General features: G+C 72.6%; 21 protein-coding genes. 9 read left to right on the top strand and 12 right to left on the bottom strand.

Going from position 1 to position 23,789, the window contains the following annotated elements:
• The first annotated feature begins 172 nt into the window (after positions 1–172).
• From galT to galK, 3 genes are read left to right on the top strand one after another with little or no spacing between them, the layout of a single operon-like run.
• A complete protein-coding gene (gene galT / locus ACZ63H_RS24645; RefSeq protein ID WP_469868412.1) occupies positions 173–1,234 on the top strand; it encodes a galactose-1-phosphate uridylyltransferase in 1,062 nt (353 codons plus the stop codon).
• Positions 1,231–2,193 carry a UDP-glucose 4-epimerase GalE gene (gene galE, locus ACZ63H_RS24640; RefSeq protein ID WP_469868410.1) on the top strand — a complete coding sequence of 321 codons (963 nt, stop codon included), beginning with the start codon at positions 1,231–1,233 and terminating at the stop codon, positions 2,191–2,193. Before galT ends, galE begins: the two co-directional genes overlap by 4 nt.
• Entirely contained in the window at positions 2,193–3,347 is a 1,155-nt protein-coding gene (gene galK / locus ACZ63H_RS24635; RefSeq protein ID WP_469868408.1) for a galactokinase, read from the top strand. Before galE ends, galK begins: the two co-directional genes overlap by 1 nt.
• 9 nt (positions 3,348–3,356) lie before the next feature.
• Here galK and ACZ63H_RS24630 read toward each other — a convergent pair whose 3' ends face one another.
• On the bottom strand, positions 3,357–3,809 hold the full coding sequence (locus tag ACZ63H_RS24630) for a GNAT family N-acetyltransferase (RefSeq protein ID WP_469868406.1): 453 nt from the start codon (positions 3,807–3,809) through the stop codon (positions 3,357–3,359).
• Positions 3,810–4,118: 309 nt separating this feature from the next.
• Here ACZ63H_RS24630 and ACZ63H_RS24625 point away from each other — a divergent pair, with 309 nt between their 5' ends.
• On the top strand, positions 4,119–4,886 hold the full coding sequence (locus ACZ63H_RS24625; RefSeq protein WP_469868404.1) for a LuxR C-terminal-related transcriptional regulator: 768 nt from the start codon (positions 4,119–4,121) through the stop codon (positions 4,884–4,886).
• Here ACZ63H_RS24625 and tamR read toward each other — a convergent pair.
• Entirely contained in the window at positions 4,845–5,342 is a 498-nt protein-coding gene (gene tamR / locus ACZ63H_RS24620; RefSeq protein ID WP_184966086.1) for a MarR family transcriptional regulator TamR, read from the bottom strand. The two genes, ACZ63H_RS24625 and tamR, sit on opposite strands and share 42 nt — an antisense overlap.
• Positions 5,343–5,431: 89 nt before the next feature.
• Between tamR and ACZ63H_RS24615 the strand changes: the two genes are divergently transcribed.
• Positions 5,432–6,265 carry a trans-aconitate 2-methyltransferase gene (locus tag ACZ63H_RS24615; RefSeq protein ID WP_469868402.1) on the top strand — a complete coding sequence of 278 codons (834 nt, stop codon included), beginning with the start codon at positions 5,432–5,434 and terminating at the stop codon, positions 6,263–6,265.
• 76 nt (positions 6,266–6,341) lie between these two features.
• Here ACZ63H_RS24615 and ACZ63H_RS24610 read toward each other — a convergent pair whose 3' ends face one another.
• Positions 6,342–7,019: a TetR/AcrR family transcriptional regulator gene (locus tag ACZ63H_RS24610; RefSeq protein WP_190012673.1), complete on the bottom strand. Its 678-nt coding sequence runs from the start codon at positions 7,017–7,019 to the stop codon at positions 6,342–6,344.
• The gene (locus tag ACZ63H_RS24605) at positions 7,016–8,023 is read right to left on the bottom strand and encodes an acyl-CoA desaturase (RefSeq protein ID WP_469868400.1); all 1,008 of its coding nucleotides are present in this window, start codon (positions 8,021–8,023) and stop codon (positions 7,016–7,018) included. Before ACZ63H_RS24605 ends, ACZ63H_RS24610 begins: the two co-directional genes overlap by 4 nt.
• A gap of 308 nt (positions 8,024–8,331) precedes the next feature.
• On the opposite strand from ACZ63H_RS24605, the gene ppc reads away from it, so the two are divergent.
• Complete coding sequence (gene ppc / locus ACZ63H_RS24600) at positions 8,332–11,064, top strand: phosphoenolpyruvate carboxylase (protein WP_469868399.1); 2,733 nt, start codon at positions 8,332–8,334, stop codon at positions 11,062–11,064.
• A gap of 75 nt (positions 11,065–11,139) precedes the next feature.
• Here ppc and ACZ63H_RS24595 read toward each other — a convergent pair whose 3' ends face one another.
• The 6 genes from ACZ63H_RS24595 to ACZ63H_RS24570 form a co-directional block, all read right to left on the bottom strand.
• Positions 11,140–11,646: a hypothetical protein gene (locus ACZ63H_RS24595; RefSeq protein ID WP_469868397.1), complete on the bottom strand. Its 507-nt coding sequence runs from the start codon at positions 11,644–11,646 to the stop codon at positions 11,140–11,142.
• A gap of 52 nt (positions 11,647–11,698) precedes the next feature.
• Positions 11,699–12,301 (bottom strand): aminoacyl-tRNA hydrolase, encoded by a 603-nt coding sequence (pth, locus tag ACZ63H_RS24590; RefSeq protein ID WP_469868395.1) that lies wholly within the window; start codon positions 12,299–12,301, stop codon positions 11,699–11,701.
• Between the two features lie 70 nt (positions 12,302–12,371).
• Complete coding sequence (locus ACZ63H_RS24585) at positions 12,372–12,962, bottom strand: 50S ribosomal protein L25/general stress protein Ctc (protein ID WP_469868393.1); 591 nt, start codon at positions 12,960–12,962, stop codon at positions 12,372–12,374.
• Between the two features lie 206 nt (positions 12,963–13,168).
• Positions 13,169–14,149, bottom strand: a complete 981-nt coding sequence (locus ACZ63H_RS24580; RefSeq protein ID WP_469868391.1) for a ribose-phosphate diphosphokinase — start codon at positions 14,147–14,149, stop codon at positions 13,169–13,171.
• Between the two features lie 154 nt (positions 14,150–14,303).
• Positions 14,304–15,752 (bottom strand): bifunctional UDP-N-acetylglucosamine diphosphorylase/glucosamine-1-phosphate N-acetyltransferase GlmU, encoded by a 1,449-nt coding sequence (gene glmU, locus ACZ63H_RS24575; RefSeq protein WP_469868389.1) that lies wholly within the window; start codon positions 15,750–15,752, stop codon positions 14,304–14,306.
• Positions 15,753–15,972: 220 nt separating this feature from the next.
• Complete coding sequence (locus ACZ63H_RS24570; RefSeq protein ID WP_469868388.1) at positions 15,973–16,830, bottom strand: hypothetical protein; 858 nt, start codon at positions 16,828–16,830, stop codon at positions 15,973–15,975.
• A 166-nt stretch (positions 16,831–16,996) separates the two neighbouring features.
• Between ACZ63H_RS24570 and ACZ63H_RS24565 the strand changes: the two genes are divergently transcribed.
• Positions 16,997–18,325 (top strand): sensor histidine kinase, encoded by a 1,329-nt coding sequence (locus ACZ63H_RS24565; RefSeq protein ID WP_469868386.1) that lies wholly within the window; start codon positions 16,997–16,999, stop codon positions 18,323–18,325.
• A 97-nt stretch (positions 18,326–18,422) separates the two neighbouring features.
• On the opposite strand, the gene ACZ63H_RS24560 is transcribed toward ACZ63H_RS24565, so the two are convergent.
• Together ACZ63H_RS24560 and ACZ63H_RS24555 are read right to left on the bottom strand one after the other, a co-directional pair.
• Positions 18,423–18,917, bottom strand: a complete 495-nt coding sequence (locus ACZ63H_RS24560) for an SUKH-3 domain-containing protein (protein ID WP_469868384.1) — start codon at positions 18,915–18,917, stop codon at positions 18,423–18,425.
• A 73-nt stretch (positions 18,918–18,990) separates the two neighbouring features.
• Positions 18,991–19,506: a YwqJ-related putative deaminase gene (locus ACZ63H_RS24555; RefSeq protein ID WP_469868382.1), complete on the bottom strand. Its 516-nt coding sequence runs from the start codon at positions 19,504–19,506 to the stop codon at positions 18,991–18,993.
• A gap of 301 nt (positions 19,507–19,807) precedes the next feature.
• Here ACZ63H_RS24555 and ACZ63H_RS24550 point away from each other — a divergent pair, with 301 nt between their 5' ends.
• Both ACZ63H_RS24550 and ACZ63H_RS24545 read left to right on the top strand, forming a co-directional pair.
• A complete protein-coding gene (locus ACZ63H_RS24550; protein ID WP_469868380.1) occupies positions 19,808–20,803 on the top strand; it encodes an SMI1/KNR4 family protein in 996 nt (331 codons plus the stop codon).
• Between the two features lie 10 nt (positions 20,804–20,813).
• Positions 20,814–23,678, top strand: a complete 2,865-nt coding sequence (locus tag ACZ63H_RS24545; protein WP_469868379.1) for an SUKH-4 family immunity protein — start codon at positions 20,814–20,816, stop codon at positions 23,676–23,678.
• The last annotated feature ends 111 nt before the right edge of the window (positions 23,679–23,789 follow it).

Raw genomic sequence — 23,789 nt, 5'->3', positions numbered from 1 at the left:
CTTCGTTGCGCGAACTGATCCAGAGCGGAACCTACGCCGCCGTGTTCGGTATTTGAACACTTGGGCTGATGTTCTTTGTTTGATTGTGATCGAGCGCGGGGCGTTGTCGAGTTGTGGTCTGTTATGTTTGATTGTGTTGAGTGATGGCGTGGGGGACGTGGAGGAGTCAGGCGTGAAGAAGACCTCGACCCGGCTGGCCGACGGTCGTGAGCTGATCTACTACGACCTGCGGGACGACACCGTGCGCGACGCGGTGGACCGGCGCCCGCTGGACCGTACGGTCACCACGTCCGAGATCCGGCCCGACCCGCTGCTCGGCGACAGCGTCGCCGTCGCCTCGCACCGCCAGGGCCGCACCTACCACCCGCCGGCCGACGAGTGCCCGTTGTGCCCGACGCACGGCGACCGGCTCAGCGAGATCCCCGACTCCTCGTACGACGTCGCCGTCTTCGAGAACCGCTTCCCCTCCCTCGCGGGCGACTCCGGGCGCTGCGAGGTCGTCTGCTTCACCTCCGACCACGACGCCTCCTTCGCCGACCTCACCCCCGGACAGGCCCGCCTGGTGCTGGACGCGTGGACGGACCGCACCTCGGAGCTGTCCCATCTGCCCTCCGTGGAGCAGGTGTTCTGCTTCGAGAACCGCGGCGCCGAGATCGGCGTGACCCTGGGCCACCCGCACGGGCAGATCTACGCCTACCCCTTCACCACCCCGCGCACCGCGCTGATGCTCCGCTCGCTCGCCGCCCACCGGGAGGCGACCGGCGGGGAGAACCTGTTCGACGCGGTCCTGGAGAGGGAACTCGCCGGCGAGCGGGTCGTCCTTGAGGGTGAACACTGGGCGGCCTTCGTGCCGTACGCGGCCCACTGGCCGTACGAGGTGCACCTGTACCCCAAGCGCCGCGTGCCCGATCTGCTCGCGCTGGACGAGGCGGCACGCACAGAGTTCCCCCAGGTGTATCTGGAACTGTTGAAGCGGTTCGACCGGATCTTCGGCGAGGGTGAGCCTCCGACGCCGTACATCGCGGCCTGGCACCAGGCCCCGTTCGGCACGCTGGAGGAGTTCGACGGCGTGACGCGCGACGACTTCGCGCTCCACCTCGAGCTTTTCACCGTCCGCCGTACTTCCGGCAAGCTGAAGTTTCTCGCGGGTTCCGAGTCCGGCATGAACGTGTTCATCAACGACGTGCCGCCGGAGCGCGCGGCCGAGCGACTGCGAGAGGTAGCGAGTTCATGAAGTACCTGGTGACGGGTGGCGCGGGATACGTCGGCAGTGTCGTGGCCCAGCACCTGCTGGAGGCCGGGCACGAGGTCACCGTCCTGGACAACCTCTCCACCGGCTTCCGCGCGGGCGTGCCCGCCGGTGCCGCCTTCATCGAGGGCGACATCCGCGACGCCGCCAAGTGGCTCGACCCCTCCTTCGACGGCGTGCTGCACTTCGCGGCGTTCTCGCAGGTCGGCGAGTCGGTGCAGAAGCCGGAGAAGTACTGGGACAACAACGTCGGCGGCAGCATGGCGCTGCTCGCCGCGATGCGCGAGGCCGGCGTGCGCAGGCTGGTGTTCTCCTCCACCGCCGCCACCTACGGCGAGCCCGAGCAGACCCCCATCCGGGAGACCGCCCCGACGCGGCCCACCAGCCCCTACGGCGCCTCCAAGCTCGCCGTCGACCACATGATCACCGGCGAGGCGCACGCCCACGGCCTGGCCGCGGTCTCCCTGCGCTACTTCAACGTGGCCGGTGCCTACGGCGCCTGCGGCGAGCGGCACGACCCCGAGTCGCACCTCATCCCGCTGGTCCTCCAGGTCGCCCAGGGCCGCCGCGACGCGATCTCGGTCTACGGCGACGACTACCCCACCCCCGACGGCACCTGCGTCCGCGACTACATCCACGTGGCGGACCTGGCCGACGCCCACCTGCTGGCCCTGGGCGCCGCCGCCCCCGGCGAGCACCTGATCTGCAACCTCGGCAACGGCAACGGCTTCTCCGTCCGCGAGGTCATCGAGACCGTCCGCGAGGTCACCGGCCACCCGATCCCCGAGGTGACCGCCGGGCGCCGGGGCGGCGACCCGGCGGTCCTGGTCGCCTCCGCGGACACCGCCCGCGAGAAACTGGGCTGGAACCCGACCCGCGCGGACCTCGCGGGCATCGTCGCGGACGCGTGGGAGTTCGCGCAGAGCATCACGAGGGAGCACTAGTGGGGGCACAGCAGGTCGCGGACCGCTTCGCCGAGCTGTACGGCGCCCGGCCGGAGGGCGTCTGGGCGGCGCCGGGCCGGGTCAACCTGATCGGCGAGCACACCGACTACAACGACGGCTTCGTCATGCCGTTCGCGCTGCCGCACCAGGCGCTCGCGGCGGTCTCCCGCCGCACCGACGGCGTCCTGCGGCTGCACTCGGCGGACATCGGGGGCGGGATCGTCGAACTGCGCCTGGACGCCCTCGCGCCCGGGACCGACCAGGACTGGACGGCGTACCCGGCGGGTGTCGTGTGGGCGCTGCGCGAGGCGGGCCACGAGATCACCGGCGCCGACGTCCACCTGGCGTCCACGGTGCCCACCGGCGCGGGCCTGTCCTCCTCCGCCGCCCTGGAGGTCGTGGTCGCGCTCGCGCTGAGCGACCTGCACGGCCTGGGCCTGGAGCGCTGGCGGCTGGCCCGGCTCTGCCAGCGCGCCGAGAACGTCTACGTCGGCGCGCCGACCGGCATCATGGACCAGACGGCGTCGGCCTGCTGCGAGCCGGGCCACGCGCTGTTCCTGGACACCCGCGACCTGTCCCAGCGGCAGATCCCCTTCGACCTCGCGGCCCGGGGACTGCGGCTGCTGGTGGTGGACACCCAGGTCAAGCACGCGCACAGCGGCGGCGAGTACGGCAGGCGCCGGGCCGGCTGCGAGAAGGGCGCGGCCCTGCTCGGCGTCGACGCCCTGCGCGACATCCCGTACGACGGCCTGGACGCGGCCCTCGCCCGCCTCGGCGACGAGGAGGAGGTCGTCCGCCTCGTCCGGCACGTGGTCACGGAGGACGAGCGGGTCGAGCGCACGGTCGCCCTGCTGCGGGCCGGCGACCCCCGCGCCATCGGCCCCGTCCTCACCGAGGGCCACGCCTCCCTGCGCGACGACTTCCGCGTCTCCTGCCCGGAACTGGACCTGGTCGTCGACACCGCCCTGGCCCACGGCGCGCTCGGCGCCCGCATGACCGGCGGCGGTTTCGGCGGCTCGGCGATCGTCCTCGCCGAGGCCACGGACGTCGACACGCTGACGAAGGCGGTCGAGGAGGCCTTCGCCACGGCCGGCCACGCGGCTCCCCGCACCTTCGAGGCGGTCCCCTCGCCGGGCGCCCGGCGCCTCGTCTGAGGGGTCCCGTCAGCCCAGCCGCTTCGTCAGGGTGTACTCCGTGATCCCCGGGGGGTAGTCGGGGATCACGCAGACCACCTCGTAGCCCTGTTTGCGGTAGAAGCCGGGGGCCTGGAAGTCCCAGGTCTCCAGGCGGGCACGGGCGCAGCCGCGGGCGAGGGCCAGGCGCTCCGCCTCGGCGAGCAGGCGGGAGCCGAGGCCCGTGCCGCGGTGACGGGCGTCGACCCACAGGTAGGTGATGTGCAGCCAGGCCGTCCAGGTGTGGCCGACCAGGCCGCCCGCCAGGTCGCCGGCGGAGTCCAGCGCCCACACGTGCAGGGGTGCCTCGCGCTCGCCGGCGGTGCCGCGCAGCGCGGCGAGCACCGGGGACGCGGCCGTGTTGGCCTCCCGCAGCCGCGAGCGGAGCAGATCACGTCGGCCCTTGTCGACTTCCGCCTCAATACGAAACATGCGGCACACCATAAACGCGCCGGACGGCCAGTTCTGCAAATCTCCTTCCGCTGCGTGCTGCCATCCGTACTCTGTGGAACAGCACCGGTGGGGGCCGGTGCCGCTCAGGGGGCGAGACAGGCGGGTGCGGCGCCCGCGGTGGGGCAGCGGTCTCCGTGACGGCGGCAGCCGTACGGCGCGTGTCCCCGCCCACGGGTGCCGCGTCCGGATGCGTCGTCGTTCTCCGCATGTTCTCCCGGTATTGCCGGACCGGCCTGTTTCCGGAGCCTTCCGGACCTTGGACATCCCCTGCTCCACGCGGAGCCCGGGGAAGGGGGTTACGTGGTTCGTATCCGAGTCCTCGTCGTCGACGACCACCGCATCTTCGCCGAGTCGCTGGCCGCGGCCCTGGCCGCCGAGCCGGACGTCGACGTCTTCGCCGCCGGCAGCGGCCCGGCCGCGCTGCGCTGCCTGGAACGGGCGGCCGGCGAGGGCCGCCGCTACGACGTCCTGCTGGTCGACGCCGACCTGGGCGGCCCCCCGCCCGGCGCCCGCCCGGCCGTACCGGTGCGCGACGGCAACGAGGAGGGCCTGGTCGACGGCATCTCCCTGGTCGCCGGGGTGCGCACCGCCCAGCCCGGCGTGCGCAGCGTCGTCCTCGCCGAGAAGGACGACCCGCGCCGCGCGGCCCACGCCCTCCAGGCCGGCGCCTGCGGCTGGGTCGCCAAGGACTGTTCGCTGTCCCGGCTGCTGACGGTGATACGGGGCGTGCTGCGCGACGAGACGCACCTGCCGCCCGCGCTGCTCACCGGGGTGCTGAAGGAGCTGACGGCGGCCCGCCGGCACCGCACCGAGAGCGAGCGGCTGGTGGAGTCCCTCACCCCCAGGGAACGGGAGGTGCTGCGCTGCATGGTCGCCGGGCTCGGCCGCAAGGCCGTCGCGGAGCGGCTGTTCCTCTCCCCGCACACCGTCCGCACCCACATGCAGAACGTCCTCGGCAAACTGGGCGTCCACTCCACGCTGGCCGCCGTGGCGCTCGCCCGCCGGGCCGGGGTGGGCCCGGCGGACCTAACCGGGGATGTTGTCGAACGGGGCGGTCAGCTGGCGTAGCAGCCCCGCCAGTTCACCGCGCTGGGCGCGGGACAGCTCGGCGAGGATCGCCCGTTCCTGCTCCAGCAGTCCCGCCAGCGCCTGGTCCGCGCGGTCCCGGCCCTCGTCGGTCAGCCGGACCAGCACCCCCCGCCGGTCGCTGGGGTCGGGCAGCCGCTCCACCAGGCCCTTCTTCGCCAGCCGGTCGATGCGGTTGGTCATCGTGCCGGAGGTGACCAGGGTCTGCGTCAGCAGCTGGCCGGGGGAGAGCTGGTACGGCGTGCCCGCGCGCCGCAGCGCGGTCAGCACGTCGAACTCCCAGGGCTCGAGCTGGTGCTCGGCGAAGGCGAGCCGGCGCGCACGGTCCAGGTGCCGGGCGAGCCGGCTGACCCGGCTCAGTACTTCCAGCGGCTCCACGTCGAGGTCGGGGCGCTCCCGGCGCCACGCTGCGACCAGCCGATCGACCTCGTCCTCCATGGAGATCAGTGTAGTGGTTGTGTCGACGTGAAGTCTCTTGATATCGACTCTCTTGACGTCGAGAGATCTGTGGGGGGAAGGTGGAGGACATGACGCCTTCCCGTCCGGTCCCCCCGTCCCGCTGGGACCCCGCCCAGTACCTGCGCCACGCCGGTCACCGCGCCCGCGCCTTCACCGACCTCCTCGCCCGCGTCCCCGGCCCGCCCCGCGACCGGCCCCGCGTCGCCGACCTCGGCTGCGGCCCCGGCAACGTCACCGCCCTGCTCGCCGAGCGCCTGCCCGCCGCCCGCGTCACGGGCTACGACAACTCGCCCGAGATGCTGGAGCGGGCCCGCGCCGATCACGAGGGGCCGACGCCGGGCGGCGGCCGGCTCGACTTCGCCCACGCCGACGTGCGGACCTGGACGCCCGGGGAGCCGTACGACCTGATCGTCTCCAACGCCACCCTGCAATGGGTGCCGGGCCACGCCGACCGGTTCGCGGACTGGATCGCCGCCCTGGAACCCGGCGGCACCCTCGCCTTCCAGGTCCCCGACAACCTCGACGCCCCGCTGCACGCGCTGCTGCGCGACCTCGCCGCCGCGCCCCGCTGGCGCTCCCGCCTCGCCGGCGTCCCGCGCGCCACGGACTCCGTGCATCCGCCCGGCCTCTACCTGGACCGCCTCGCCCGCCTCGGCTGCGCGGCCGACGTGTGGCAGACCACCTACCAGCACGTCCTGCAGGGCGAGGACCCGGTGCTCGACTGGGTGAAGGGGACCGGGCTGCGGCCCGTCCTGACCGCGCTCGCCGACGACCCCGGGGCCCGCGAGGCGTTCCTCGCGGAGTACCGGGACCTGCTGCGCACCGCCTACCCGAGCACCCCCTACGGCACGGTCCTGCCGTTCCGCCGGCTGTTCGCGGTCGCGGTCAGGCCGTCGCGGTGAAGCCGTCGGGACGGGGCCCCCGCGAGGAGGCCGCCGGGACGGGGCCGCGGCCCTGAGGGCGTGCCGCGAGCCCGGCCTACGCCTTGCGGTGGCCTATCAACCGCGGCTTCGGCTCCAGCCCGTCCAGGCCGTGCCAGGCCAGGTTCACCAGGTGCGCCGCCACCTCCGCCTTCTTCGGCCGGCGCACGTCCAGCCACCACTGCCCGGTCAGCGCCACCATCCCGACCAGAGCCTGGGCGTACAGCGGGGCGAGCTTCGGATCGAAGCCCCGCGACTTGAACTCGCGGCCCAGGATGTCCTCCACCTGGGTGGCGATGTCGGAGATCAGGGACGCGAAGGACCCCGTGGACTGCGGGATGGGGGAGTCGCGGACCAGGATGCGGAACCCGTCCGTGTACTCCTCGATGTAGTCCAGCAGCGCGAACGCCGCCTGCTCGCACAGCTCACGCGGGTGCCCGGCCGTCAGCGAGCCGGTGACCATGTCCAGCAGCCGGCGCATCTCCCGGTCCACCACCACCGCGTACAGCCCCTCCTTGCCGCCGAAGTGCTCGTACACCACCGGCTTGGACACCCCGGCCTTCGCCGCGATCTCCTCCACCGACGTGCCCTCGAAGCCCTTCGCCGCGAAAAGGGTGCGACCGATCTCCAGCAACTGCTGGCGGCGCTCGGCACCGGTCATACGGGTCCGGCGGGTCCGCCGCTGCTTGTCGTTGCCTGGATTGCTGCTGGAGTCGGTCGCCACGGCGTCAATCATGCCGCCTCGGCGGACTCCCTCCGGCGCCGGGAACCGCCTTCCCCGGTGTCACGCCGCGAATCGATACGCGAGCGTGACGGCCAGCGCACGTCGTACGCCCAGCCCAGCTGCTCGAACCAGCGGATGAACCGCGCCGAGGAGTCCAGCTGGCCGCGCATCACCCCGTGCCGCGCCGAGGTCGGGTCGGCGTGGTGCAGGTTGTGCCAGGACTCGCCGCAGGACAGGATCGCCAGCCACCACACGTTGCCCGAGCGGTCCCGCGACTTGAACGGCCGCTTGCCCACCGCGTGGCAGATCGAGTTGATCGACCACGTCACATGGTGCAACAGCGCCACCCGGACGAGTGAACCCCAGAAGAACGCGGTGAACGCGCCCCACCACGACATCGTCACCAGCCCGCCGATCAGCGGCGGCAGCAGCAGCGACACCAGCGTCCACAGCACGAACTGCCGGGAGATCGCCCGCATCGCCGGATCCTTGACCAGGTCCGGGGCGTACTTCTCCTGCGGGGTCTGCTCCTCGTCGAACATCCAGCCGATGTGCGCCCACCACAGGCCCTTCATCAGCGCCGGGACCGTCTCCCCGAACCGCCACGGGGAGTGCGGATCGCCCTCGGCGTCGGAGAACTTGTGATGCCTGCGGTGATCGGCCACCCACCGCACCAGCGGGCCCTCCACCGCGAGCGAGCCCATGATCGCCAGCGCGATCCGCAGGGGCCGCTTGGCCTTGAACGAGCCGTGGGTGAAGTACCGGTGGAAACCGATCGTGATGCCGTGGCACCCGAGGAAGTAGAAGAACACCAGCAGGCCGAGATCCAGCCAGCTCACCCCCCATCCCCAGGCCAGCGGCACCGCCGCCACCAGCGCCAGGAACGGCACCGTGATGAAGAGCAGCAGCGTGATCTGCTCGATCGAACGCTTGCGCTCACCGCCCAGCGTGGCGGAAGGAGCAGGTGTGTCGGTGGCCTCGCGGGCCTCGTCGATCACATCGGAGCTTGAGGTCATACGCGTCCCCTGTGGGGTCGAGGGTCCAGTCGGATGCCGGGGGCCGCCGGGACCGGACGGGACTCGACGACGCTTCCCTACGGTTCCGTAACCTACGGCATCGTAAGTATGGCAGCGCGTCACGCCGCGGCAAGAGCCCCAGACCCTGCGCGTCCACATCGCCACCTATCCTTGGAACCGGTCGGACAGCGCGGTCCGCTGAAGTTTCCTTCCCGGACGCCACGGCCCGTATGCGGCGCCCCGCCGCGCGCGGTGGCCGGCCGGGTTCCCCGCCAGCCGAGCTTCAACACTGCAAGGAGCCGCAACCTGTGAGCAGTGCCGACGACCAGACCACCACAACCGGCAGCGAGCTGCGCGCCGACATCCGCCGGCTGGGCGACCTGCTGGGCGAGACCCTCGTCCGGCAGGAGGGCCCCGAACTCCTCGAACTGGTCGAGAAGGTCCGCCGCCTCACCCGCGAGGACGGCGAAGCCGCCGCCGAGCTGCTGCGTGGCACCGAACTGGAGACCGCGGCCAAGCTGGTCCGCGCCTTCTCCACCTACTTCCACCTCGCCAACGTCACCGAGCAGGTGCACCGCGGCCGGGAGCTGCGCGCCCGCCGCGCCGCCGAGGGCGGCCTGCTCTCCCGCACCGCCGACCGGCTCAAGGACGCCGACCCCGAGCACCTGCGCCAGACCGTGCAGAACCTCAACGTCCGCCCGGTCTTCACCGCCCACCCCACCGAGGCCGCCCGCCGGTCCGTCCTCAACAAGCTCCGGCGCATCGCGGCCCTCCTGGACACCCCCGTCCTCGACACCGACCGGCGCCGCCACGACGTCCGCCTCGCCGAGAACATCGACCTCGTCTGGCAGACCGACGAGCTGCGCGTCGTCCGCCCCGAACCCGCCGACGAGGCCCGCAACGCCATCTACTACCTGGACGAACTGCACGCCGGCGCCGTCGGCGACGTCCTGGAGGACCTGACCGCGGAACTGGAACGCGTCGGCGTCAAGCTCCCCGACGACACCCGCCCGCTCACCTTCGGCACCTGGATCGGCGGCGACCGCGACGGCAACCCCAACGTCACCCCCCAGGTCACCTGGGACGTCCTCATCCTCCAGCACGAACACGGCATCAACGACGCCCTGGAGATGATCGACGAGCTGCGCGGCCTGCTCTCCAACTCCATCCGCTACACCGGAGCCACCGAAGAGCTGCTCGACTCCCTCAAGACCGACCTGGAGCTGCTCCCCGAGATCAGCCCCCGCTACAAGCGCCTGAACGCCGAGGAGCCCTACCGGCTCAAGGCCACCTGCGTCCGGCAGAAGCTGGTCAACACCAAGCAGCGCCTCGCCAAGGGCACCCCCCACGAGGACGGCCGCGACTACCTCGGCACCGGCGAGCTGCTGAACGACCTCAGGATCATCCAGGCCTCCCTGCGCGAACACCGCGGCGGCCTGTTCGCCGACGGCCGCCTGGCCCGCACCATCCGCACCCTGGCCGCCTTCGGCCTCCAGCTCGCCACCATGGACGTCCGCGAACACGCCGACGCCCACCACCACGCCCTCGGCCAGCTCTTCGACCGGCTCGGCGAGGAGTCCTGGCGCTACGCCGACATGCCCCGCGAATACCGGGCCAAGCTCCTCGCCAAGGAACTGCGCTCCAGGAGGCCGCTCGCCCCGAGCCCGGCCCCCGTCGACGCCGCCGGCGAGAAGACCCTCGGCGTCTTCCAGACGGTCAGGAAGGCCCTGGAGGTCTTCGGCCCCGAGGTCATCGAGTCCTACATCATCTCCATGTGCCAGGGCGCCGACGACGTCTTCGCCGCCACCGTCCTCGCCCGCGAGGCCGGCCTCCTCGACCTGCACGCCGGCTGGGCGAAGATCGGCATCGTCCCGCTGCTGGAGACCACCGACGAGCTGAAGGCCGCCGACACCATCCTGGAGGACATGCTCTCCGACCCGTCCTACCGGCGCCTGGTCGCGCTGCGCGGCGACGTCCAGGAGGTCATGCTCGGCTACTCCGACTCCTCCAAGTTCGGCGGCATCACCACCAGCCAGTGGGAGATCCACCGCGCCCAGCGCCGACTGCGCGACGTCGCCCACCGCTACGGCGTCCGCCTGCGCCTCTTCCACGGCCGCGGCGGCACCGTCGGCCGCGGCGGCGGCCCCTCCCACGACGCCATCCTCGCCCAGCCCTGGGGCACCCTGGAGGGCGAGATCAAGGTCACCGAGCAGGGCGAGGTCATCTCCGACAAGTACCTCATCCCCTCCCTCGCCCGGGAGAACCTGGAACTGACGGTCGCGGCCACCCTGCAGGCCTCCGCCCTGCACACCGCGCCCCGCCAGTCCGACGAGGCCCTCGCCCGCTGGGACGCGGCCATGGACGTCGTCTCCGACGCCGCCCACGCCGCCTACCGGCGCCTCGTCGAGGACCCGGACCTGCCCACGTACTTCCTCGCGTCGACACCGGTCGACCAGCTCGCCGACCTGCACCTGGGCTCCCGTCCCTCCCGCCGCCCCGGCTCCGGCGTCTCGCTCGACGGCCTGCGCGCCATCCCGTGGGTGTTCGGCTGGACCCAGTCCCGGCAGATCGTCCCCGGCTGGTTCGGCGTCGGCTCCGGCCTGAAGGCCCTGCGCGAGGCCGGCCTGGACACCGTCCTCGACGAGATGCACCAGCAGTGGCACTTCTTCCGCAACTTCATCTCCAACGTCGAGATGACCCTCGCCAAGACGGACCTGCGGATCGCCCAGCACTACGTCGACACCCTCGTCCCCGACCAGCTCAAGCACGTCTTCGACACCATCAAGGCCGAACACGAGCTGACCGTCGCCGAGGTCCTGAAGGTCACCGGCGAGAAGGAACTGCTGGACGCCCAGCCCGTCCTCAAGCAGACCTTCGCCATCCGCGACGCCTACCTGGACCCCATCTCCTACCTCCAGGTCGCCCTGCTCAAGCGGCAGCGCGACGCCGCCGCGGCCGGAGTCAACCCCGACCCGCTGCTCTCCCGCGCCCTGCTCCTCACCGTCAACGGCGTGGCGGCCGGCCTGCGCAACACCGGCTGACCCCCGGTGCGAAAAGGGTGCCCCCGAGGTCGTACGACCCCGGGGGCACCCCCGTATCCCCGGCACGGCGCGCGCTCAGCGCACCGCCACGAACGCCGCCGTCAGCAGCCCCACGCCGGCCAGCCCCAGCACCCACGCCGGCCGCGCCAGCCGCATCCCGCCCGCGACCACCACCGACGCCAGCAGCAGCGCGCCGCCCAGCGGCAGCCAGGCCAGCAGGACCCCCGCCGCACCCGACCGCACCGCCTCCCCCGTGCCCGGCTTCAGCACCACGTCGTACGTCGTCCCCGTACGCACCGCCACGGACCTCGCCAGCTCCACGCGCGCCCGAGCCCGCCCCCCGGCCGACGCCGGCGTGAACGGCCCCGTACAGGCGTCCCCGGCGCACCGCGTCACCTTCACCGTGCCGGACTCACGCCCCTTCGCCAGCATCACGTGCTGCGCGGTCCCCCAGGAACCCCACACCCCGGCGAACAGGATCAGCGCGGCGAGCGCTCCCATCGCGGCGACCCGGCCGAACCGCAGCGCGGTCCCGGACGCCTGACGAGCGGTACTGGCGGTGGCAGGCATGGCCGGGATCATTGGCCATACCCCTACGACCGGTCAACTCCGGTGGGCGACCCGACCGGACAAGTCAGGAGTTGTACGCACCCTGCGCCCGCTCCAGCCCCTCCGTCACCAGACACTCCACCGCGTCCGCCGCACGGTCCACGAAGAAGTCCAGCTCCTTGCGCTCCACCGACGCGAAGTCCTTCAGCACGAAATCGGCCACCTGCATCCGCCCCGGCGGCCGGCCGATCCCGAACCGCACCCGGTGGTAATCCGGCCCCATCGCCTTCGTCATCGACTTCAGACCGTTGTGCCCGTTGTCCCCGCCGCCCAGCTTCAGCCGCAGCGTGCCGTAGTCGATGTCCAGCTCGTCATGGACCGCCACGATGTTCCCCACCGGAACCTTGTAGAAGTCCCGCAGCGCGTTCACCGGACCGCCGGACAGATTCATGAACGACATCGGCTTCGCCAGGATCACCCGACGGCTCGCCGGCCCGGCCGGGCCGATCCGCCCCTCCAGCACCTGCGCCTGCGCCTTGCCCGCCCGCTTGAACCTCCCCCCGATCCGCTCCGCGAGCAGGTCCGCCACCATGAAACCGACATTGTGCCGGTTCATCGCGTACTCCGGCCCCGGATTGCCGAGCCCGACGATCAGCCACGGGACACTGGCGGGAGTGGTCACGTCCATCTCTCCTTGATACGCGCCAGCCGCTGCCCCCCGGGGGAACAGCGGCTGACGAAACGACGACTTGAGAGGATCAGGCCTCGGCGGACTCACCCTCGGCGGACTCGCCCTCGGACTCCTCGGCCTGGGCGGCCAGGACCTGAAGGACGACCGTGTCCTCCTCGACGGCCAGCGTGGTGCCGGCCGGCAGGGGGATGTCCTTGGCGAGGACGGAGGCACCGGCCTCCAGACCCTCCACGGAGACGGTGACCGACTCCGGGATGTGCGTGGCCTCGGTCTCGACCGGCAGCGCGTTCAGCACGTGCTCCAGCAGGTTGCCACCGGGCGCCAGCTCACCCTCGGTGTGCACGAAGATGTCGACGTTGACCTTCTCGCCACGCTTGACCAGCAGCAGGTCCACGTGCTCCAGGAAACCCTTCAGCGGGTCGCGCTGCACGGCCTTCGGGATCGCCAGCTCGTTGGTCTTGCCGTCGATGTCCAGGGAGATCAGGACGTTCGGCGTACGCAGCGCCAGCAGCAGCTCGTGACCCGGCAGGGCCAGGTGCACCGGCTCGGTGCCGTGGCCGTACAGAACGACCGGCACCTTGTTGTCACGGCGGATGCGACGGGCCGCACCCTTGCCGAACTCGGTGCGGGACTCGGCGGCGAGCTTCACCTCGGACATGTGGATCACTCCTCGTAGGAACTCGGAACGGACGTGGTCACCCGGCCACGAACGGCCTGCTACGAAGAGCGCGTCGATAACGGACCGCCGTATTCGCAGACGCGAGTACGGCCTCCCTCGCCGAGCAACTCACGCAGTCTACTCGGAGGGGGAGGCCGCACCCAAAAGGATCACCCGCCGGCCCGCACCACGGACCGGCAGAAACCTCACTGCTCGTCGAACAGGCTCGTCACCGAACCATCCTCGAACACCTCACGCACCGCGCTCGCGATCGTCGGAGCGATCGACAGCACCGTGATCTTGTCCAGATCCCGGCCCAGCTCCCCCGGCGTCGGCAGCGTGTTCGTGAACACGAACTCGCTCACCCGCGAGTTCTTCAGCCGGTCCGCCGCCGGACCCGACAGCACACCGTGCGTCGCCGTCACGATGACGTCCTCCGCACCGTGCGCGAACAGCGCGTCCGCCGCGGCACAGATCGTGCCACCCGTGTCGATCATGTCGTCCACGAGCACACACACGCGACCCTCGACCTCGCCCACCACCTCGTGGACCGTCACCTGGTTCGCCACGTCCTTGTCACGCCGCTTGTGCACGATCGCCAGCGGCGCACCGAGCCGGTCGCACCACCGGTCCGCCACCCGCACCCGGCCCGCGTCCGGCGACACCACCGTCAGCTTCTGCCGGTCCACCTTCCGCCCCACGTAGTCCGCCAGCAGCGGCAGCGCGAACAGATGGTCCACCGGACCGTCGAAGAAGCCCTGGATCTGATCCGTGTGCAGGTCCACCGTCAGGATCCGGTCGGCACCCGCCGTCTTCATCATGTCCGCGATCAGACGCGCCGAGATCGGTTCACGACCCCGGTGCTTCTTGTCCTGCCGCGCGTAACCGTAGAACGGCACGATGACGGTGATCGACCGCGCCGAAGCCCGCTTCAGCGCATCGATCATGATCAGCTGCTCCATGATCCACTTGTTGATCGGAGCCGTGTGGCTCTGGATCAGGAAGCAGTCCGCACCACGCGCCGACTCCTGGTAACGGACATAGATCTCACCGTTCGCGAAGTCGAAGGCCTTCGTCGGGACGACCCCGACACCCAGCTGCTGGGCGACCTCCTCGGCAAGCTCGGGGTGGGCGCGGCCGGAGAAGAACATCAACTTCTTCTCGCCGGTCGTCTTGATCCCGGTCACAGCACAGTCTCCTCAGAGGTTGTCTCAGCCAGCCGGCTGCTCTACGACCTCTCGGCTGGGCAGGAGAGGCCGAATCAGCTGGTAAGGGTGCGGGGTGCACACGTGCGGATGTGCACTTATCACGGTACGCCGTGTTTGGCGCACACGTTTCCGGTCAGTCCTCGCTCTCGCCCCGCCGGGACACCGCCTCGGCCGCCTTCGCCGCCGCGCTCCCCGGCCGCTTCCGGGCCACCCAACCCTCGATATTCCGCTGCTGACCACGGGCCACGGCCAGCGAACCCGGCGGCACATCCTTCGTGATCACCGACCCGGCGGCGGTGTAGGCACCGTCCCCGACCGTGACAGGTGCCACAAACATGTTGTCCGAACCGGTCCGGCAGTGCGACCCGATCGTCGTGTGATGCTTGTCCTGCCCGTCGTAGTTCACGAACACGCTCGCCGCGCCGATGTTCGTGTACTCACCGATCGTCGCGTCCCCGACGTACGACAGGTGAGGCACCTTCGTGCCCTCCCCGATCGACGCGTTCTTCGTCTCGACGTACGTCCCGATCTTGCCCTTCGCGCCCAGCCGGGTACCGGGCCGCAGGTACGCGTACGGCCCCACGCTCGCCCCCTCACCGATCCGGGCCCCGTCGGACACCGTGTTGTCCACCCGCGCCCCCGCACCCACGTGCGTGTCCTTCAGCCGGCTGTTCGGACCGACCTCGGCACCCTCACCCAGATGCGTGGACCCGGTCAGCTGCGTCCCCGGCTGCACCACGGCGTCCCGCTCGAACGTCACCGTCACATCCACCCAGGTGGTGGCCGGGTCGACCACCGTCACCCCGTCCAGCATCGCCCGCGTCAGCAGCCGGTCGTTCAGGATGCGGCGCGCCTCGGCGAGCTGCACCCGGTTGTTGATCCCCGCGATCTCCCGGTGATCGGCCGCGACCGACGCGCCCACCCGGTGCCCCGCGTCCCGCAGGATCCCGAGCACGTCCGTCAGGTACTCCTCGCCCTGGCTGTTGTCCGTGCGCACCTTCTTCAGCGCGTCCGCCAGCAACTGCCCGTCGAACGCGAACACCCCGCTGTTGATCTCCCGGATCGACCGCTGGGCGTCCGTCGCGTCCTTGTGCTCCACGATCGCGGTGACGGCACCCGTGGCCTCGTCCCGCACGATCCGGCCGTAACCGGTGGCGTCCGGCACCTCGGCGGTGAGCACCGTGACGGCGTTGCCGTCCGCGTGGTGCGCCTCGGTGAGCCGCTGGAGCGTCTCGGCGGTCAGCAGGGGCGTGTCCCCGCACACGACGACGACGGTGCCGTCCACGGCGCCGCCCAGCTCCTCCAGGCCCATCCGCACCGCGTGCCCGGTGCCGTTCTGCTCCGCCTGCACGGCGGTCCTGGTGTCCGGGTCGATCTCGGCGAGGTGGGCACCGACCTGCTCGCGGGCGTGGCCGACCACGACGACGAGGTTCCGCGGGGTCAGTGCGCGGGCGGCGGCCAGGACATGGCCGACGAGGGAGCGGCCGCAGATCTCGTGCAGGACCTTCGGTGTGGCCGACTTCATACGGGTGCCCTCACCCGCTGCGAGAACGACGACGGCTGCCGGGCGGATGGCACTCACGGGGTTGCCCTTCGGCTGGGGGTGGGTGGGGGTGACAGCCGCAGGATACCGGGGGGTGGGGTGGGGGAGGGGAAATGGGTGCGGGCCCTGACGGAGAGGTCAGGGCCCGCGTGCAGGCGGCTCCCCCATCAGGATTTGAACCTGAACTTAAGGGACCAAAACCCTCAGTGCTGCCTAGTTACACCATGGGGGATAAAACTCGGCTAAACCGGACATTTGGTCAGGTCGTCGAGTCGACACCCAACACTATGCCGTACCAACTGCCTTCGATGCGACGGTACAAGTCGGCGCCCTTCAGGACTCTGATCGCCAGGCAGCCGCGATAGGTGTCCCCGGTGTTCTTGCGGACCGTCTTGGGGTTGTGCTTCTTGAGCGTGGTCTTGCGGAAGGCGGAGGAGTCGGCGCCGACCAGGTCGGCCCAGTAGCGTTCGGCCCCCTCCACGTCGGCGTTCTCGTGGATCATCACGTGGAACCGCAGGCGCCCCCGTTCCACTTGGAGCAGGTCGAGCCACGCCAGGAAGACTTTGATCACCCCGGGATCGCTGTTCACGAAGATGACGTTCTCCCGGCGGTCGTACGGTTTGTCCTTGGCGCCCTCCGCCCAGTACAGGCCGACGCCGACCAGGAACAGTTCGCGGTCGGACAGTCCCCCGACGGCCGCCGCCGCTCGCCGCTTGGTCTCCTCGCGCTCGCGGTCGCGCGCGGCCCGCAGGTGCGCCAGGCCCTCGTTCATCAGGGCACGTTGTTCCTCGGGTGTGTAGCGCGGCTCGGGCTTCGGCAGGTCCCGCACCCACAGCGAGACGGAACTCTTCGAGCACCCCAGCTCCAGCTGGATCCGGTCGTACGTCCAGCCCTGGAGCCGCAGCTCCCGCGCCCGGTCCCGCAGGTCGTCCTTGGCATTGGGGCGCTTCGTCCACTCGGGCGGTGGCTCGCCCTCCAGGAGGCGGTTGAGGATGTCGTTGTTGTCGACGCGCAGCCGGTCGCGGATCTGCCGGCGGCTCAGCCCCTCCCGCCGCAAGGCCACCGCGCGTTCCCGCAGTCCCTCGAAGTCGGCGTATTTGCCGTACGTCTGTGCCATGGACATACCGTCCGGCCGGAATGCGTGGTTCCGGGGGTGGATGGGTGAGGTTCACCAGTTCGAGGGATAGGGGGAGGTTTCGAAGGTGTTCGGTTACCGAGTGTGGTGTGTGGAGGTAGGAGAAAGTCACCGGAAAAGCCGCACCCCTCGCCCGTAGGCTGGAGGCATGACCACGACGGGGGAAGACCATGCCAGGGCCTTGACCGGCCCGTGGTGGTGGGCGAGGTGGCGCAGCGCGGCGCTCGACGGAGGTCTCGCGCTGCTGTCCGCGGCGGAGTGCGCGGCGGAGGGGGTGCCGTTCGCCCGGGAGGCGGGGATACCGGCGTGGGTGGGCGTCGTGTTCGGTCTGATCGCCGGTTCGGTGCTGCTGGTGCGCCGGAAGTGGCCGATCGCCGTGGTGCTGGTGGCGATCGCGGTGACGCCGGCCGAGATGGGCTTCCTGATGGGGGTCGTCGGCCTGTACACGCTGGCGTCGTGCGAGCTGCCGCGCCGGGTGATCGGGGCGTTGTCGGGGATGTCGTTGCTGGGCACGGCGGTGGTGACGTTCGTGCGGGTGCGGCAGGACATGGCGCGCGGGGATCTCACGCTGGGTGACTGGTTCGTGCCGTTCGCGGCGGTGACGACGTCGTTGGGGCTGACGGCTCCGCCGGTGCTGCTGGGGTTGTACGTGGGGGCGCGGCGGCGGTTGATGGAGAGCTTGCGGGAGCGGGCGGATTCGCTGGAGCGGGAGCTTCAGCTGCTCGCGGAGCGGGCGGAGGAGCGGGCCGAGTGGGCGCGTGGGGAGGAGCGGACGCGGATCGCGCGGGAGATGCACGACGTGGTGGCGCACCGGGTGAGTCTGATGGTGGTGCACGCGGCGGCGTTGCAGGCGGTGGCGCGGAAGGATCCGGAGAAGGCGGTGCGGAACGCGGCCCTGGTGGGGGACATGGGGCGGCAGGCGTTGACGGAGTTGCGGGAGATGCTCGGGGTGTTGCGGGCGGGTGAGGACGCGGTGCGGCGTCCGTCGGAGGTGCCGTTGGCCGCGGTGGGGGAGGCGGCGGAGGCTGCGGCGTCCCGGGCGGCGGCCTCCCGTGCGGCGGTCGAGGCGGGGGCGGCGGAGGGGCCGTGCCTGTCGGAGCTGGAGGAGTTGGTCGGGCAGTCGGCGGCCGCGGGGATGGTGGTGGATCTGTCGGTGGAGGGTCGGGCGCGGTCGTATCCGGCGGAGATCGAGCAGACGGCGTACCGGGTGGTGCAGGAGGCGTTGACGAACGTCCACAAGCACGCGGCGGGTGCGAAGACGTATGTGCGGTTGGCGCACCGGGTGTCGGAGATCGCGATGCAGGTGGAGAACGAGCCGCCGCCGGAGCCGGCGTCGGCGTCGGCGGCGGGGTTGCCGTCGGGTGGGAACGGTCTGGTGGGGATGCGGGAGCGGGTCGTGGCGCTGGGGGGTGTGTTCGTGTCGGGTCCGACGGACGCGGGTGGGTTCCGGGTGTCGGCGGTGATTCCGGCGGCGTGAGCCCGGGGGGTCTGTCGCGGGGCGGGTGGTGGTGTGGGCCTCGGGGTGTCTGCCGCGAGTGGGGCGGTGGTGTGGGCCCTGGGGGGTGTGCGGTGGGTCAGCCGGCGGTGAGGCGTACGGGCTGGATGCCGGTGATGAGCGTGGTCAGGGCGTGGTCGATGTCGGGGCCCGCGTACCAGTCGCCGGTGTGGTCGAGGGTGTAGACGCGGCCTTCGGCGTCGATGGCGAGGAGGGCGGCGGTGTCGGTCTCCTCGCCGAGGGGGCACAGCTGGGTGCCGAGGGCGCGGCCGAGGTCGCCGAGGGTGCGGGCGAGGTGGAGGCCGTGCAGGGGGTCGAGGTGGAGGGCGGCGGGGGCGATCTGGCGGCCGGGTCCGGTGGGGGTGATGGTGAGGCCGCCGAATTCGGCCCAGGCCTCGACGGCGGCGGGGAAGACGGTGTGGCGGTGTCCGGCGGGTGAGGTGTGGGCGCGCAGGGCGTCGGCCCAGATCTCGGCCTGTTTGATGTCCCAGCGTCCGGGTTGCCAGCCGGCGGCGCGCAGGGCGGCGTCGACGGGTACGGGGAAGCGCGTGGTGGAGGTGCGGTCGGGGTGCATCTGCCCTTCGTTCGTCGAGCTTGGCGGGTGGTCCGGGGCGGGGTGTGCCGGGGGTGGTGGCGGGTGCGGCGGGTCAGCCGTCGGTCGTGGTGGGGTCGACGATGCGGACGCCGAAGTGGGCGCTGAGGGCGGTGCAGGCGCGGCAGGGGGTGGCGAAGCGGCCGTGCAGGGGGTCGCCGTCCTCGCGTATGCGGCGGGCGGTGAGTTTGGCGTGTTTGAGGGCTTTGCGGGCCTCGCCGTTGCTCATGGGTCTGCGGGCGGCGCGTTTGCTGCGGGCGGCGTCGGCGGTGGTGAGGTGCCGGGAGATGAGGATGGTCTCGGCGCAGCGGCCGGTGAAGCGGTCGCGTTGGGCGCTGGTGAGGGCGTCGAGGAAGTCCTGGACGAGGGGGTGCAGGGTGGGGGGCTGGTCGCCGCGGGCGGCGGTGCAGGTGAGGGTGGTGCCGCGGACGGAGAGGGCGGCGGCGACGGCGGGCAGGATGCCGTCGCGGCGGTGCCGGAGGGTGGGGGTGGGGGGTGTTTCGGTGCCGCTCCAGTCGATGCGAGGGTCGCCGGCCCGCACGTCGGCACCTCCGGTCTGCACGGTGGTCATGATCGTTTCCCTCCCCTGGGGCATCCCCCCGAAGGACTTAGGGTGCCAAATGCCGTGGCTGGTGGGGAAGCTGGGGCGGTGTGACACGCCCGTTCCGGGGCGTGGCGTGACGGTGGGGTGACGTCTGGTCACGGTGGCGGGTCGTGGTGCGGGCGCGGGTGGGGGAGGGGCCGGTGGGCGGGGGCGGTGTGCGGGGTTGTGGCGGGCCGGTGACCGGGGTGCGCGTACCGCATAGGCTGTCGCCATCCGCGATCGACACCGCCGTTTAGGGCCAGAGAGAACGCCGCAGGGGGCATCCGCCATGACGACAGGTCGGCTCGGGCAGCGAGCCGCGCCGCCGAACGCGGCCTATGCCGGGCAGGTCGTGCACTTTCCGGATCCGGTCCGGGCGGCACGTCACCCGAGAGGGGTACGGGTCGACGAGCGCGGTTACCCCGATTTCTCGCCGTACGCGCGCGTGGCGGTGGAGATCGCCGAGCCCCCGGAGGGTTTCGGGGTCGACGAGTTGCGGTTGACGGACTTCGTGTCGGCGAACGCGGCGCTGGCGGCGTCGGGGCACGAGTTGTGGGACACGGTGCCGAAGGTGGCGACGCCCCATGGCTGGACGTGGCATCACGTGGCGGGCACCCGGCGGCTGGAGCTGGTCCCGGTCGAGGTGAAGGCGCTGTTGAGGCATCACGGCGGGGTGGCGACGGCGCCGGTGGACCATGCCAAGCGGGGGACGCGGCCGTTGCAGGAGTCGCGGCCGGCGCACTTCGGGCTGCCGAAGTCGGGTGTGGCGGTGACGGAGACGCAGGTGCAGGGGATCGAGGAGGATCTGGGCTATCGGCTGCCCGGTGCCTACCGCTCGTTCCTGAAGGCGGCGGGCGGGTGCGCGCCGGTCGGCACGGCGCTGGACGCGGGGCTGGGGCTGCTGGTGGACCAGCCGTTCTTCACGGTGCGGGACGAGGCCGCGGTCAACGACCTGGTGTATGTGAACAAGTGTCTGCGCGACCACCTGACGAAGGATTACCTCGGGGTGGGGTTCGTGCAGGGCGGGCTGCTCGCGGTGAAGGTGAGGGGCGAGCGGGCCGGTTCGGTGTGGTTCTGCGCGTACGACGACGTGCGGGACGTGGATCCGTCGTGGTCGCCGGCGGAGCGGGTGGAGCGTCTGCTGCTGCCGTGCGGTGACGACTTCGACGCGTTCCTGTCCCGGCTGGCCGGCAGTCCGCCGGAGCTGGAGACGGTGGCCGGTCTGATGGTGGACGGCGGTTTCGTCCGGGTCGTCCCGGTGTCTTCCGGCCCGGTGGGGGAGTGAGCTGCACGCGATGGTGACGTACGCGCAGGCGCAGGAGCGCGCCGAGGAGTGGATCAACGGCGACGTGCCCGTGTACCAGCACCGTGAGGTGCGGGTGCGGGAGTTCGAGCTGGGGTTCGTGGTGTGGGGCGAGGACCGGGCGGAGGGCCCGCGTGCGGACGCGGGCGGGCAGCGGCTCGTGATCGCCCGGGACAGCGGGGAGGCCACGCTGTGGCCCGCGCTGCCGGTGGGCGAGGTGATCCGCCGGTACGAGGAGGAGTGCGGCCGCGCCGGCGAGCCGCGGGACGCGGTGCCGGCGCCGGCGCCCGCGCGGCTGGACCTCAACCAGACGTCGTTCCTGCTGACTCCTCCGGAGTGGTTGCAGGAGGCGGCGGACAAGCTGGGGCCGGGGGAACGGCGAGCGGGGGATCCGGCGGGTCCGGGGGCTGCGGGTGCGGATGCGCCCGGTGCGGCCCCGGTCTCTTCGGGGGCCGGGGTGCCGGGTCCGGGTCCGGCGGAGTCGGATGGCGGGCCGGCGGCGGATGGCACGGCGCCGGGTGCGGCGGCCACCTCCGGTGGGAGCGGGCCGGCCGGGACGCGGGCCGGGGTGCCGACGGGGGCGGCCGGTGGTGCGCAGGGCGCGTCCGGCGAGGCTCCTTCCGCGGAGGTGCCCGCGGGGGCCACGCCGTGGGCCGGGACCGACACGAACGGGGCGTCCGGTGAGGACGACCGGTCCGTGCCGCTGCCCGCGACGGTGTTCGCGCCGCCGTTGAGCGACTCGGACGGCGCGCCGCGTCCCCCGTCGGTGGCGGCGGATGCGCCGACGGCGCTGATGTCGGGCGGTAGCCGGTTGCCGCCGACGGCGGTCGCACCGGCGCTGGACGCGCCGGACGGTCCGTCCGCTCCCGGTGTGCCCGCCGCCGGCCCGGGCGCCGCGCCCGCGCCGGCACCGGAGGCGTCGGCGTACGGCCATCCGCGTCCGCAGGCACCCGCGGCGCCGGCCGCGCCCGCGCCGGGCGTACCGCCGTACCCGCCGGCGCACGGCACGGCGCCCCCGCCGGCACCGGGCGGGTCGGCGTACGGCCATCCGCAGCCCCCGGCGGGTCCGGGTGCGCCGGGGCGGCCTCTTCCGCCGCACGCGGGGGACATCGCGGACGCCGCGACGAGCAAGGCGGCGCCGCCGCCGAGGAAGGGGCGCGGGGGAGCGGGCGCGCCGCCCCCGCCCCCGCCGCCGGGTGTTCCCGGCCTGCCGGGCGCGCGCCCGGGTGGTGCGACGCCGCCGCCCGCGCCGGATGCCCCGGCGGGCGGGTACGTGCCGACCCAGCTGGTGTCGGCGCTCGGGCCGGACGGTCCGGAGGGGCGGTCCGGTGTGGAGGGCGCGGAGGGCGCGCAGGCGCCGGGCGCGCCGAATCCGCCTGTCACGCCGCCGGGCGGCGTGCACCAGGCGGCCACGATGCTGGCCGACCCGGGCCGGCCGGGCGGGGGCGCACAGCAGCCTCCGGCCGGCCCGGGTGCTCCGGGCGTCGCCGGTCCGCAGGGAGTCCAGGGCGCGCAGGGAGCGGCGGGCAGCTCCGGCGTGCCCGGCTCGCCCGGCGCCCCAGCGGCCCCGGGCGCCCCCGGGGTGCCCCCGATGGCGCCCCATGCTCCGGGCGCCCCCCAGCCTCCTGGGGCACCCCACGCGCCTCAGGCGCCCCCTGCCCCGCACGCGCCCGGTGTCCCGGGCGTCCCCGGGGCCGTGCACCACGCCGAGACCGTGCTGTCCGCGCCCCCCGTGGCCGGTCCGGGCGGCGCTCCCCACGGAGCCGGCCCGAACGCCGCGCCTGTGCCCCCGCCGCCCGCCCCCGGTGTGCCGCCCGGTGCGATGCCGCCGCCGGGCGCGCCCGTGCCGGGGCCGGGGCAGGGGTACGGGTATCCGCAGGGGCAGCCGACGGTGGGCCCCGGCTACCAGGCCGTCCTGCGCTACCGCGCGCAGGACGGTTCCGAGCGGCAGCTGATCCGGCGTTCGGCGCCGGGCGTGCCGCACCCGGAGTGGCAGATCTTCCACGAGCTGCGGGCCATGAACGTGCCGCCGGACCAGGTGCTGGAGCTGCACACCGAGCTGGAGTCGTGCGAGCTGCCGGGTGCCTACTGCGCGCGGATGATCCGCGAGCAGTGGCCGCAGGCGCGGATCACGAGCATCGCGCCGTACGGCACGGACCACGCGGGCCGGCGGCAGGGCATGCACCAGTTGCTGGCCCACCAGGGCGAGTTGCACCAGGTGGCGGACGGCCCCGCGCGGCCGGCGCCGGTGCGGGCGCCGCTGCCGCCGGTGCGGCCCGCGCCGCCGGTGCCGCCGGAGGGGGTCGCGCAGGAGCTGGCGGCGGCGTTCGGGCCGGGGATCTTCCGGTTCGAGCAGCGGGCGGTGTCCCGGCAGGGTGTGCCACCGATCGTGGCGCACACCCTGGTGGTGGCCGGACTCCCGCTCGACATGGGCCCGTTCTTCTGGGCGCAGGCGCAGCCGGGGCGGCCGGTGCCGACGCTGGCGGAGCTGGCGGCCGAGCGCGGGGTGGCGGCGGCGCCGGACGCGGGCTCGTACCTGGTGATGGGCACCGACTTCGGCAAGGCGCTCTGTGTGCAGTACGGGACGGCGAACATCGTGGCCGTGCCGGTGGAGGCGGGTTCGGGGGGTGCGCCGGTGCCGCCGCAGTTCGTGAACACCGGGCTGCCGGAGTTCGGGCGCTGCCTGGCGCTGCTGGGCCGGATGTGGCGCCTGAGGTACGGGCTGAACCAGGAGCAGGCGGGCCGCTGGACGGTGGACTTCCAGGCGCAGCTGGCCGCCCTGGACCCGGCGGCGCTCGGTTCGCCGGAGAGCTGGTGGTCGGTGCTGCTGGAGCAGATGTGGGACGGCCTGTTGTAGCCCCTGCCCCGCAGGAGCGTCCCTCGCCTGCCTGCCGTGGGGGGGGAGGGGGGGGGGGGGGGGGGGGGGGGGGGGGGGGGGGGGGGGGGGGGGGGGGGGGGGGGGGGGTGG

The sequence above is a fragment of the Streptomyces sp. NPDC104831 genome, from assembly GCF_055583025.1.
Note: the sequence above shows the minus strand (reverse complement) of the source record. Positions and strands in the feature narration are given on the sequence as shown.

What these genes read in the sequence shown, in the direction of transcription:
- galE (WP_469868410.1), top strand. Translation starts at nt 1,231, where the DNA reads ATGAAGTACCTGGTGACGGGTGGCGCGGGATACGTCGGCAGTGTCGTG.
- ACZ63H_RS24550 (WP_469868380.1), top strand. Translation starts at nt 19,808, where the DNA reads ATGACGACAGGTCGGCTCGGGCAGCGAGCCGCGCCGCCGAACGCGGCC.
- pth (WP_469868395.1), bottom strand. Translation starts at nt 12,301, where the DNA reads ATGGACGTGACCACTCCCGCCAGTGTCCCGTGGCTGATCGTCGGGCTC.
- ACZ63H_RS24615 (WP_469868402.1), top strand. Translation starts at nt 5,432, where the DNA reads ATGACGCCTTCCCGTCCGGTCCCCCCGTCCCGCTGGGACCCCGCCCAG.
- ACZ63H_RS24610 (WP_190012673.1), bottom strand. Translation starts at nt 7,019, where the DNA reads ATGATTGACGCCGTGGCGACCGACTCCAGCAGCAATCCAGGCAACGAC.
- ACZ63H_RS24630 (WP_469868406.1), bottom strand. Translation starts at nt 3,809, where the DNA reads ATGGTGTGCCGCATGTTTCGTATTGAGGCGGAAGTCGACAAGGGCCGA.
- ACZ63H_RS24585 (WP_469868393.1), bottom strand. Translation starts at nt 12,962, where the DNA reads ATGTCCGAGGTGAAGCTCGCCGCCGAGTCCCGCACCGAGTTCGGCAAG.
- ACZ63H_RS24545 (WP_469868379.1), top strand. Translation starts at nt 20,814, where the DNA reads ATGGTGACGTACGCGCAGGCGCAGGAGCGCGCCGAGGAGTGGATCAAC.
- ACZ63H_RS24605 (WP_469868400.1), bottom strand. Translation starts at nt 8,023, where the DNA reads ATGACCTCAAGCTCCGATGTGATCGACGAGGCCCGCGAGGCCACCGAC.
- tamR (WP_184966086.1), bottom strand. Translation starts at nt 5,342, where the DNA reads ATGGAGGACGAGGTCGATCGGCTGGTCGCAGCGTGGCGCCGGGAGCGC.
- ACZ63H_RS24565 (WP_469868386.1), top strand. Translation starts at nt 16,997, where the DNA reads ATGACCACGACGGGGGAAGACCATGCCAGGGCCTTGACCGGCCCGTGG.
- ACZ63H_RS24570 (WP_469868388.1), bottom strand. Translation starts at nt 16,830, where the DNA reads ATGGCACAGACGTACGGCAAATACGCCGACTTCGAGGGACTGCGGGAA.
- ACZ63H_RS24560 (WP_469868384.1), bottom strand. Translation starts at nt 18,917, where the DNA reads ATGCACCCCGACCGCACCTCCACCACGCGCTTCCCCGTACCCGTCGAC.
- ACZ63H_RS24555 (WP_469868382.1), bottom strand. Translation starts at nt 19,506, where the DNA reads ATGACCACCGTGCAGACCGGAGGTGCCGACGTGCGGGCCGGCGACCCT.
- ACZ63H_RS24595 (WP_469868397.1), bottom strand. Translation starts at nt 11,646, where the DNA reads ATGATCCCGGCCATGCCTGCCACCGCCAGTACCGCTCGTCAGGCGTCC.